The sequence below is a fragment of the Rhizobium sp. SL86 genome (assembly GCF_026672545.1).
In the GTDB taxonomy this organism is placed as follows: domain Bacteria; phylum Pseudomonadota; class Alphaproteobacteria; order Rhizobiales; family Rhizobiaceae; genus Neorhizobium.
Window position 1 is genome coordinate 1,452,077 of the sequence record NZ_JAPPRJ010000001.1, and the last position, 11,314, is coordinate 1,463,390.

The following is an 11,314-nucleotide window of genomic DNA, read 5'->3' on the forward strand; positions in this document are numbered from 1 at the left end:
GGTCGAGACGCTTTTGAATTTTATTCATGGCGAATCCTCCATTGCGAGACTTCAGCAAACTGCAACCCATGTTTAACCATGGAGTCGTCAACTGAGAGAACAGGGAAGTCTCGAAGCTCGTACATCAGGACAACCCGAGGGTCGACCATCAGCAGAGAGCCGTGGAGCCGCAGCCTATTGCTAAAGTCACCATATATGTATGTGCGGGCAGTTGCATTTTCAACTCCCTGCAATTGCCCGCTGGAGATATTTTCTCGATCACAGCGCTAAGGCCTCCCAGGCAAATGCTGCGATCAGCACCAACATCAGGATGATCAAAAGGAATAGCACCAAGCGATGTCTCGCTTTGGCGTTTTCTCTATGAATCTCCAGCATTTTGTCCGCTGTAAGGTGGCGATGTTCCCTCGGAATATCTCTAATTGTCAGGATCGGCCCCTGCTTCAGAAGCGCGATTAGTATCGTGACAAAGCACGCTGCCACAAATGCGGCCAGCGCCCATGGCGAATTCACAAACTCAATAGCTGACCACATGGCACAGCATCTCCATTCCTGCACTTCGTTTTAGAAGTGCGTGGCTAATTCTCTCGATTTCTTGCTTACTAAATCAGTCTATTGAAAACGCCGGACGCGAATGACTCGTTCAGTCATCAAAGCGTGGCACTTCGTTATTAAGTGCTTGTTACTCGATCTAACTGCATAAACATTGTCCCAACCTTCCGAGTTTCCAAAACATCGCGAGCGCCTATGGAGTCCTAAATGAACTCGGGCTCTTTTCTGTTTCCGTTTTATGAATGCAGAAATGGTGGTCGAAACACTTAGAATAGTCAAGACGGGCGGGCCTCGAGACGAATTTCGCCGCAACATACTGTTTGTTATATATTTTTTCCCTGTCAATATCGAATACACCCAGGAGCGAATTCGAGGGTGACGAAATATAAAAACGGGAAATTTTTCTTGCAATTGCTTGAAACGGGCAAACTTTTGAGTCAAATGAAGCGATACACTTTGAATCCCAAAATTTAATCGGATCGAGTCAAGCGCCTTATACAGTATTTTCTGCCACCCCGTCGGTTTTGCGGAATACACCATGTCAATATAATTCACAAATACTCCACATCTATTTTTGCCACGAGCCACCGGAGCCGGCGAAGGGGTCAATGGAAGTCTGCGCGCGTTCACGCTCTGCAGATCGTGAACGACGCCACATAATGAAACTGAGATATTTGTAGAGACGTGCATGGCCGGTCCTTTCACCAAAAAGAGTAAGTGAAGAACGTCGGCTGCTTGCTGCGCAAAATATCATATCGCGGACACCCCACAAGGGGTCACGTCGAGTCGGCGCCGAGCCTGGTACAAGACTCGTCCCACCCGCACGCTGAAAATGCTGCCAAATTTATTTTCGAGTCGGGCGAAGCGCTTAATCTCTGCATCTCAGAGGCACCGTCAAGGGGCGCCCCGCAAATTGCCTACCCACCTATACGAAAATGCAAAAGCCCCGCAGGGGGCTTGTGCATTTAATTCCACGCGGTTTGGCTTTCTCTCTGCAGATGTCTTTCGCCCCGTGCTTCTTCAGATAGATCGGTAGCGGCATTCGGATGGTCTTCATGCCGGCGTCAGCGTACGGGTGCTCACACGTCCCTTCTTAGCGCCGATCCGGTAACCCATCACTATCTAGTAGTTGCGTGGCGACTGCGGTAACGCCCGCTTTCAGCGTAGTGCGAGAAGGGCGTCAAACGTCCGATATGATGGCGCAAAACTCCCCTTCCAACGGCACTGGGCGGCGCGCCCTGTTGCCATACTCTCACGCACGCTCCATGCTCGCATGAGAACTGGAGATTGACGGGTGAGTCATCGCTTAACGACAGCCATACGAATATGCGACGCTGCGAAGGCGATACTCCGCAAGACCCGAAGTTTCCCCGGCGAGGCGTCTAGCGGCAATGACGATATCCTTCATATGAAAGAGATGGGGGTTGAACCGATGCTCCTTGCTCTCGCAATGGAGCTGGCATTGAAGGCATGGTTTGTCTTCGATTTCGATGACCCTAAACACTCCAAGTCACATGACCTCTCCAAGTTATTCGGCCGGCTCAAATCGGAAAGTCAGGAAAAACTGGATCAGGAATTCAAAAAGTCGGTCGCACCGTATCATCCCAACATCTTCTATGTCGATTACGGCATTGAACATGTGCTTTATCAGCACAAGGATGCCTTTGTAGACTGGCGCTACATGCACGAGCCTAAGTCGACGATGTTCGAACGCGGCGCTTTCGAGGCGACGCTGGAAATGGTTCTCAGTGAGTTTGACAAAAGGTACTACACTGTACCGGAGGCCCCGCGTTAGCCCTCCTGACCGTTCTTGCCCGATGCGGTCGTGTCAGGCAGAACTGGAGGCTGGAGTCCGACCTAGATCCGTCGCCAACGGTGGCGGTTATCAGGAACTGCATACTCCACTCGTAACAACCGATATGAAGGCGCAAAGCGAGCATTTGAAGCGTGACCGGCATGCTGCGTCCGATCAAGTTCCCGAACGTCCGCTCCCGAGATCGATCAGGTCAGCCATCACAGCCTGTATTTGCGGCCACGGGAATTCATCACAGGGACCGTCTTCCTCTGCCATCAAAAGGACGGCATTGAGTTTTGCCGCAGCTCCGGCGACAGACCGGGCTGGTTGCGCGCACAGCTCATTCAATCGTTCCGCGCGCAGCACAAACGCTTCTTCCTCCGCTTGCTTTGCCCGGCTGTATCCCGTCCGCTCGGCCAGTTCGTCCCAAGCGGCTTGCCGTTGTGCAAGAACCGCCTTGGCACGCATCATTGCATTGACGTTTTCGGGCGCATCACCAAATCGGTGGTCGATCTCCTCCATTGAGAAAGCCGCGACCAAGCAATCCTGATCGGGCACGACAATGTCAACATGGGGGAACCCGACAGCCGCGATCAGGGCGGTTTCAAGCCGCTGCTGTTTTCGGCAGAACTTCTCGACCTGATTATGGGCCACCCTCCACTCCCGCCACAACATCAGCGTTGGATCGACACGGTCAGAGCGACCGTTGTCGGAATGAAGCGCCGCATTCACATCCCCAACCTGCGCCGCCAGCCATACCGCCGACGTGGAAAGCAATCTGCGTCGCGTGACGGCAGGCAAAGTTCTGCTATTGTCGGAATCAGCCATGATCCGAGTCCCCTATAACTTGGGCCGTCGTCAAATCCACTTTCGTATCACTGATACGATAAAGACCTTTGCAAATCAGATCAACAGAAATCGTATCGACGCTACGAAATGAATTCAATCCAATCCAAAATGGCTCGGGCAGCGCTCGGTTGGGGAACCCGGGACTTGGCACGAAATGCTGGAGTTTCACCGGATACAGTGGCGCGTCTGGAGCGTGGAGAAGATCTGAAATTAGCCACGGTCAACATCATGCGTGCTGCATTTGAAGACGCAGGGGTGATATTCATCGAAGAGGAACGCGGTCAGGGCGTTGGCGTCCGGCTGGCAAAGGCTTCAGACCCGAAAAAGCCCGACGACGGGGAATAGCAGCCTCCTCACAACCCCAGCCCCCGCTTTCTCGCAAAACTCCAATCAACTCGACCGCCGTCTCTGACCACGCCGCTGATATGCTGGCCGACGTGCTGCTCGAGCGCCGGTTGCCACGGCACAAGCTGGAAGCCGATACCATCATCGAGCATGGCGAAACGCCCGCTGGCGAGGTTGACGCTGCCCTTCAGTGATCCACTGACATATTCCCCCGGCTGGCTCGGCGTGTAGGGTAGCCCCCTCTCCGCCGCCATCTGCCGTCCGACGCGGTCGATCTCGGTTCGCTCCAATCGTTCCAGCAGATCCTTCGGCGCGCGGATACTGCCATTGTCGAGACGCACGGCTTGCCCCTGATCGACAAGGCTCCGGCGGCGGCGGTCCAGCGCTTCGCTGACCTCCAGGCCAAAGCCCGCCTGCGCGAGTGGCGTCCGGTCGCGTGAGACAAGCTCCCGGTCGAGCCATGTCGCGCCGTCGCTTCCGATTTGTCTGTTGAGGTCGAGGGTGGACAGCGTGCGGACGGTAAAATCCTTCGCCCGGTCTCTGGCGTCATAGGCCATACCGCGCTCGGGAAGATCGTTGGGTATCTTCCAGTGATCGGCGTCGATACGCTCGACATGACCGGCGCGACGGAGTGCTTCGAGACGGCGGACATGGGAGCGGATGAAGGCGTCGGGATCACCACCGATCTTGTCGATCTTTGCCCTCGCCTGCTCCAGATGATCACTTGGGCGATAGATGCCGTCGTTGTTGGCGGCGAGATCGCGGATGTTGATGTCGGATGCCCTGGGCTCGGCCTTTGGCGGGATCGGATCGAGGGACACGATGTGGCCGCGCTGGATATCCTCCAACCCGTGAATGTCTGCTGTCTCGACATAATGGGTATGCCCGTCAACGCCATCGATGACCAGATGCAGCCGGTCGCTCATCTCGTCGCCGGCCAGTCCCTTGGCCAGGACCCGTCCAACCACGGGCTCGGTGATGCTTTTGCCGTGGGTGATGTAATCGCGGGCGCCACGCCCATCGGCAAGACCATGATCCTCCAGCGCCCGGTGCATGGTCTTGAGGATATCGCCGGGCTCGCCGAGTGCGCGTAGCGTCTGTTCCGCATTGTCGCGGATCGTCCATCGCCCGGTGTCGATCTCATCCGCCAAGCCATACCGCTCCAGGCGCTTCGCCCGGTCGATCAGCAGCGATCGATTGGCCCGGACTGTGTAGCTGTCGGAGCCATCGAGACGCAGGTCAATGATCCCCTGTTCCTGGCTCGCCGCGATCAGCATGCGGTCGAGCCGGGTCAGGCGTTCGGCCTGCACCTCATGGCGCAGCTTCTCCGCTACCTCCAGTTCGCTCTGCTGGCCCAGTTCCAGCGTCACCAGTGCCTCGGCCCGATGACGGACCCCGTAGGCGATATAGTCGCCGGCAATGTTGAGGATGCGGCCATCGTCCAGAACGCCCCGAACGATGACATGGGTGTGGGGATGACCGGTATTGTGGTGATCGACGGCTACCCAATCCAGCCGGGTATCCAGATCGCTTTCTATCTGCTTCATAAGATCGCGGGTGAAGGATCGCATGTCTGCCATGTCGGCTGCATCTTCGGGTGCGACGATGAACCGGAACTGATGCCGGTCGTCGCGTCCACGCTCGACGAAAGCCTTGCCGTCGGCTTCGTCCTCAAATGCGGAATAGACCCTGCCCTTCTCGCCATCCTTCGTCACGCCGTCCCGTTCCAGATAACGTAGGTGCGCGTCGACTGCCTTGGCCGTCGCCGCCCGGAATTTGGAACCGCGCGACTGTCCCCGTTGCGGGGCAAGTTTGACCACCCGTGCCTTGACGACGACACGCCGCGAGCGGAAGCGTGTGCCGCTGCCGTCGCGCGTCCAACCTCCACCGTCTTTAGGAAAGGAGGCTAAGAGTTTCGCGCCCCGGCCACGGGCATTGAAGCGCCCGCCGCCGTTGCCCGACTCCCCGCCGATCCGGTCCGGGTTTCCGCCGGCCTTGCGAACGGCGATCTTCACCTGCGTGATGAACGGCTTCGAGTAGAGGCTTGCGCCGGCGCCCCGGCTCTTCGGGGGGCCCGGTCTGATGCGGAAACTGTCGTCGTTACGGTCTGCCATATCGGCAGGTTCGGTGCCCATCACTGGCCTGACAAGAGGCATTTTGCGGTCATCGCAGGCCGGCGTAAAAAGACTTGAACCTGCGTAGATCAGCGTAGCGCACCTCGCGGCAGGTGGCCGCCATCATCACAGATCACAAAGAAGATCAGTCGGATCTAAAATTCGTCTCACATCGCGAACCGCGACACTTCCCCGTTTTCCAGCTGGAAAACAATGTGCAGACAATCACTTACGGGCGCAGCTCGGGCGAACCCCGGTTCGCTTTATCTTGCCCTCTTAATCGGTCGACTTTTTGGTGTGTTTTCCATAATCGCAACCTTTCCTGCTGTTGATTAAAATCCATAATGTTTGACGTTGCAACACGCCACTGCCGGTGATCATCGGGGTCGGGTACGCCGTGCACTCTTGCGCACGCATCGAAGGCTTTTTCGGGCTGACCTTTGGCAGCGCTTTTGCCATCGCGGTGCATTTTACCATCGGATGGACGGGGCAACGTCACAGGCAGTCAAAACGTGGTCCACCCGTCTTGTCGTCGGTGCGGCCACAGGCAAGATAACGTGCGTCCCGTCTTCCTGGTCTGTACCTTTCCCATCCGCTCACGCGGAGCCGTGTTGTCCGTCACACCACCGTCAAAGCGGCGGTAAACTGTTCGCTCCCATCTGCATCCCGCATCATAGGCCGCGCAACGCCTGGGCACCCAGAAGCCTCAGCTCCTTGCCCTTTGCCCGCGCCGCCAGATCCGTCTCGCTCGCCGACGGGTCGCCGACATAAAACGTTCCGTCGCTCCACATGGCGTGCATGATCACCGCCAGCTTGCGCGCCACCGCGACCGTTGCCTTGCGGTGACTGCCGCGCTTGGCCAGGCTCTCACCCCATTGCTTCACCTTGTCCTTGCCGCGAAAGCGCGTCATCAGCGCCGACGCCGCCTCGTAGAGCGCGCGCCGCACGTCGGGGTCTCCGGCTTTCGATATTCGCCCCTGCACATCGATCGACGTGCCAGACTGCCATCGCCGCGATGTCAGCCCGAAGTAGGCTGCCACATCGCGCGAACGGCGGAACCTCGCCGGGTCCTCTACCGCCGTCATGAACGAAAGTGCCGCCACCGGCCCGACACCCGGTATCGCCATGAAGCGTCGGCAAAGCTCATGGCGGGCAACAAACTGCACGACAAGTTGGTGCAGCCGCTTGTACTGCTTCCACAACGCTGCGCGCGCCGACAGCATGGCATCCATCAGGTCGCGCGTCAGCTCATCCTGCGCCACCGCCTCTCTAACCGCCGCTTCGAAGCCGGTCCGACCCGTGCCTTTCAGGCGAATGCCGAATGCCTTCAGGGAATGGCGGATGGCGTTCTCCAGATCGAGAAACTTGCGCTTCAGGTTGCGCCGGTGCGTCAGAAGCAATCGCAGCCGGTAGCATTCCGGCGTCTTCACATGGGCACGGCGGAACCAGCCGGTGCGCATCATATGCGCAATGCCCAGCGCATCCTTCTGGTCCGTCTTGTTGCGCTGCGCCGCCATCGCCGCGCGCACATGCCGCGTTTCCAGGCAGACAGCCGGAATGCCAAGTTTGACAAGCTCCGGATGCAGCCACGGCGACAGCGAGCCGGCCTCGTGGCCGACACGCCGCAGACGGGAAAGGAACGGCTTCAGAGCCGCAAGCAAGGCCTGCGGATCGGTTGCCACCTTCACCTCCAGATGCACCTCGCCATGATCGTCAACGACGCAAACCGCCGTCTCCACCGTCGCAACGTCTAGTCCGCAAAAATACTCCATCATCCGCCTCCTGCATGGTTTCGAGGCGGCAATACTATCAGCGCCAGGCGCCTCAGTCGGCGCCGCGCACGCGACCTGCCGATTACGGGCGGCAGTACTTCCCCTACCCAGTTGACGCTCTCAATATCCCTCCTTCCCCGTGTTCAAATCCGAGGGAGCGGGTACTTCTATGCACGCCGTCCAAGGGAAGTTCGCAGCAATTCGACCAGGGCTGAACGTTGGTCCGGCTTGAGTTTGTCGAGATTGCGTTGGCGCCAGCGGATGGCCGGAAGCTCCACCACGTGGCCAATCTTCAGCAGGGACCAGTCCGGTTCACCGCGCTCGAAGCCGATCAGAAACTCCCGGTGGTGATCCGGCATTGCGCCGATCAACGCTTCGATCATTTCATGCTGGGTTTTGACCAGTTCATCGATTGCGACGGTGTCCTCGGTCATGCCTTCGAAGCCGTTCTGGTATTCGTTCGCAAGATCTTTGACGCGGCCCGATAGCACCTCACCCATAGGGCGGTTGTGACTGAGTAGGTAAACGATGAACGCTTCGCGCAGGTCGTCGCTCAGGCCTTCATGGGCAAGCAAGCCTTGCACGTCGAAGAGGTCGCGCGGATGCTGTCGGTCCAGCGCGGCCACCAGCTTGCCCGCAAACAGGTCTTCGAAGGATACGACGCTGGTTTCCGCAAAGCCGAACGCCTCTTCGACCGCCTCGGTGACCGGAATGGTGGAGGGCTCATGGACCACACCGCGCAATACGGGAGAGACTTCGATCTTCACCTGTGTGCCTTCCGCAATCACGAGAAGGCGAAGGATCGCACCATCATGAATGTTTTCGGTGACGCGCGCGCCGGGCAGCTCCGCCAATGCTGCGGCCTTGATGCGCTTCATCGCGGCATCGATCCCAGCCAAAGCCTCCGGCCTGTCATGGACCGGCAGATACATCAGATCGATATCAACCGAGAGGCGCGGCATGTTGCGCGCAAAGAGGTTGATCGCCGTTCCGCCCTTGAGCGCGAAACAGGCTTCGCGCGCCACGATGGGAAGAAGGCGCATGAGCAGCCGAACCTGGGCCTGGTACTGGTCACGAAACGGCATCAAGGTCCCCCGGCACGGTGATCAGATAGACCGGATCGAGCCTGCCTCCGGGGACAAGCATGCGTTTGCCCTTCCCCAGATCAATCGCATCCTTGTCCAGGCGCTTGAGCCACGCATGACGGTGACGATCCGCAAAGAGGAAGAACAGGCGTTTCACCTTGACGCTGTCACAGTTCACCAGCAGCTTTTGCAGACGCCTCGGGCTGAAATTTGCGGCACTCTGCATGATCATGTCGGCCTGATGGAAACTCTCATGGCGCGGCAGTTCATCAAGCATTTCGAGATAGGCGCGCTCGGGCTGTGAAAGGGTCAATGGCCAATCCCACTGCCCCCATGCGAGCGAGGTCAGACTGCCCCCCTGAAAGCGGGTGAGATCGCGGCCTGTTCCGTCGGCGATATTCCAGGCAAGGCTGCCAAGCCCCTGCGTGGTCGGATCATTCCGGAAGAGGGTCGCGCTGTTGTGATAGACAAAGCGCTGGGGAAGGTTCAGCTTTTCCAGCCATGCGGGCGGCTTGTCCGGCCCGTAGAGATGGACAGTCTTGGTCTCATGCGAGAGATAATGCGCAAAGCCCTGCAGCTCCAGTGCGGTGCGTCCGCCGACGTAGAGCGGCGCTCGCAAGAGCAGGGTCTGAAGAGAGATAACGACTTGCTGCCAGCTCAGCGTGCCGCGCGGCCTTTTGTAGACGCTGCGCACCGGCTGTTCCAGCCAGCCGGCCTTGACGTAGTAAGCACGCAGATTGCTGGCGATGCCGTGGTCTTCCAGCCAAGCGGCATCCACGACCAGCCCTTCGGGGAGGTCTTTCTCCAGCCGGTTTAACAGCGATGCAGATTGCTCAGCCATGCTGAGTATATTACCCGATTCTCAAACTCTTTTCAAGTTTGAGATCACATAGATATACTCAATCACGTTGAGTATATCGGATAGTATGCAAACCTCGCACATCCAGCGCCCGCATCTGGCAGACGCAAACTTTCCCACCGAAACAGGGAGTTTTTCACCTCCCTGGTTCAGGGAAATGACGTCGAACATCATGAAACCTGTGAACTGCAAGTATTAAGACGGAAAAGTTGCTTTGCTATTCAGGATTGAGGCATATTCTCGATAGACGATGGTTTCGACTGAGGGGCCTCACCGGCTTGCACGAATTTGGGTCTAAGAATTGACAATACTGCAGCTGCACAGGCCGCAGGTTACATTCTGCAATTGGATCGCGCTCTTTACCACCTCGCTCATGCCGCCGGCGGAGACGTGGCGGTCGCGGTGGAGCACGTCGACGATGTCGCCGTCGTTCGTGACGGCAAAATCATTTTGCTTGAACAAGACAAGAGTACAACCCGAAGCGAAGCTCGACTGCTTGGCGATCGGACCCGCGCGATCTGGAGAACATTGCAGATCTGGTTGCGGCATGCAGAAACCGTAGACGGCGCGCACTGTCAGCGCTACCTGTTCTTCGTGAACCACTGGGTGTCTTCGCCGATCGCACAGTTGATAAAGGAGCGCGGTTGCGGGAAAGCGAGTGTTGCAGATATCGTGGGAGCGTTGCGGAAAATCGGTTCGAAGCGCACGACCGCAAAGGTCCAAATCCTGATCGACGACGTTCTGTCCCGGCCTGATGGTTCCCTTGCGGACCTGATTTCCAAAGTTGAACTTGTCGAAGCAACAGATCTTGCGATCGATCGCAGATCAATCGCAAATGGCCTCGGGCTCAACCCGCGTGCCGACGCGGCCGATATTTTGGACGGCCTCTTCGGTTGGCTGACCAACCGCGTTCGGCTTGAATGGTCAGAGGGCCGTCCTGGCTTGATAACTCGCGACGAAGTGCTTGTGCAAAGTCATGCGCTCCAGGCAAAGCAGGCCAAGAGCCGCTTCCTGCCCCGCGCATCCGGTGAGATCGAAATCGACGATGAATTACGCAAGGGTCAGTTGTCCCGCAATTTCGTGGAACATCTTAGCCGCATTGATGCCGAAGGTGAGGATATCGTACAGGCGGTCGATCATTTTTTGAAATTCAACATTGAAAAACATCGTCTGGTTCGAGCCGGGGACGTACCTGATGCCGAGTGGAGCCACCGCTCCGATCGTCTCCGAGAGAGATGGGCCGGGCTCATGCGACGACGCCGGCGCGAGCTGAAAGGCCAGCGGAATTGCGATATCGGCCAAACCATCCTCGCGGACGTGACCTATGATCACCGGGAGGCCCTCGATGGGCACTCCTGTGAAGAGCTATATATGACCTCCGGTCATTATCACCGGCTTGCCGAAGAGGATGAGGTCTGGTGGGACCCGACGTTCCGAAAGGCAGGTAAGGATGAGATCTGATCACGAGGAGCTGTTGGCGAAGAACCCGGCATTGCTTTCGCGCATATTCTGGCATCTGGCTCGCAAGTATAGCGACACTGGGGCGGGAAAAGCGCCGGCCCTTCCTGTCTTCATCCTGAGCGCGGGACTGCTTTTCCATCGTGAAACCGTTGAGAAGATCCATCGCATGAATTTTGACAGTCAATTTTTGAAGGTCGTCGCAGAGCGGCCTGATCTTATTGGTGGATTGCAGGCAAGGGTCGAGTCATCGGCAAGGCCTGCGTTCTTGGCATTGCAGCTTGGGGTGGCCGCAGGGCTTTTACAGCGCGATGGCGGTGGAGGATTTCCTACTTTCCGCGCACTCGGAGCAGCCGACCTCCCTCCAGCGCTCCGCGATAATGATTCCTCACTGGGCGCTATGATCCTGGCTGGAAAACGACTCGGCGCTTGGTTCGCACTTGAGCCCTTTGAGACGATCCAGAGACAACTGACTGTGGAGTTCTGAG

Annotated in this window: 10 protein-coding genes; 4 read left to right on the forward strand and 6 right to left on the reverse strand. The window is 57.7% G+C overall.

Translation table 11 applies throughout. From position 1 onward, the window contains the following. Positions 1-258 precede the first annotated feature (258 nt). Positions 259-531 (reverse strand): hypothetical protein, encoded by a 273-nt coding sequence (locus OU993_RS07330; protein ID WP_268155792.1) that lies wholly within the window; start codon positions 529-531, stop codon positions 259-261. Between the two features lie 1,426 nt (positions 532-1,957). Between OU993_RS07330 and OU993_RS07335 the strand changes: the two genes are divergently transcribed. Continuing rightward, a complete protein-coding gene (locus OU993_RS07335; protein WP_268155794.1) occupies positions 1,958-2,344 on the forward strand; it encodes a hypothetical protein in 387 nt (128 codons plus the stop codon). A 174-nt stretch (positions 2,345-2,518) separates the two neighbouring features. Here OU993_RS07335 and OU993_RS07340 read toward each other — a convergent pair whose 3' ends face one another. Continuing rightward, positions 2,519-3,172 (reverse strand): hypothetical protein, encoded by a 654-nt coding sequence (locus OU993_RS07340; protein ID WP_268155796.1) that lies wholly within the window; start codon positions 3,170-3,172, stop codon positions 2,519-2,521. 165 nt (positions 3,173-3,337) lie between these two features. On the opposite strand from OU993_RS07340, the gene OU993_RS07345 reads away from it, so the two are divergent. Continuing rightward, positions 3,338-3,538, forward strand: coding sequence for a transcriptional regulator (locus tag OU993_RS07345; RefSeq protein WP_326493827.1), 201 nt, complete (start codon positions 3,338-3,340; stop codon positions 3,536-3,538). A gap of 8 nt (positions 3,539-3,546) precedes the next feature. Here OU993_RS07345 and OU993_RS07350 read toward each other — a convergent pair whose 3' ends face one another. The 4 genes from OU993_RS07350 to OU993_RS07365 form a co-directional block, all read right to left on the reverse strand. After that, positions 3,547-5,673 carry a DUF3363 domain-containing protein gene (locus OU993_RS07350; RefSeq protein ID WP_268155798.1) on the reverse strand — a complete coding sequence of 709 codons (2,127 nt, stop codon included), beginning with the start codon at positions 5,671-5,673 and terminating at the stop codon, positions 3,547-3,549. Positions 5,674-6,323: 650 nt separating this feature from the next. Beyond that, the gene (locus OU993_RS07355; RefSeq protein WP_268157561.1) at positions 6,324-7,424 is read right to left on the reverse strand and encodes an IS110 family transposase; all 1,101 of its coding nucleotides are present in this window, start codon (positions 7,422-7,424) and stop codon (positions 6,324-6,326) included. A 167-nt stretch (positions 7,425-7,591) separates the two neighbouring features. Further along, on the reverse strand, positions 7,592-8,509 hold the full coding sequence (locus tag OU993_RS07360; RefSeq protein ID WP_268155799.1) for a nucleotidyl transferase AbiEii/AbiGii toxin family protein: 918 nt from the start codon (positions 8,507-8,509) through the stop codon (positions 7,592-7,594). Continuing rightward, a complete protein-coding gene (locus OU993_RS07365) occupies positions 8,496-9,350 on the reverse strand; it encodes a type IV toxin-antitoxin system AbiEi family antitoxin domain-containing protein (protein WP_268155800.1) in 855 nt (284 codons plus the stop codon). Before OU993_RS07365 ends, OU993_RS07360 begins: the two co-directional genes overlap by 14 nt. Before the next feature lie 363 nt (positions 9,351-9,713). Here OU993_RS07365 and OU993_RS07370 point away from each other — a divergent pair, with 363 nt between their 5' ends. Together OU993_RS07370 and OU993_RS07375 are read left to right on the forward strand one after the other, a co-directional pair. Beyond that, positions 9,714-10,829, forward strand: a complete 1,116-nt coding sequence (locus tag OU993_RS07370) for an ABC-three component system protein (RefSeq protein WP_268155802.1) — start codon at positions 9,714-9,716, stop codon at positions 10,827-10,829. Next, the gene (locus OU993_RS07375; RefSeq protein WP_130776030.1) at positions 10,819-11,313 is read left to right on the forward strand and encodes a three component ABC system middle component; all 495 of its coding nucleotides are present in this window, start codon (positions 10,819-10,821) and stop codon (positions 11,311-11,313) included. Before OU993_RS07370 ends, OU993_RS07375 begins: the two co-directional genes overlap by 11 nt. Position 11,314 lies beyond the last annotated feature (1 nt).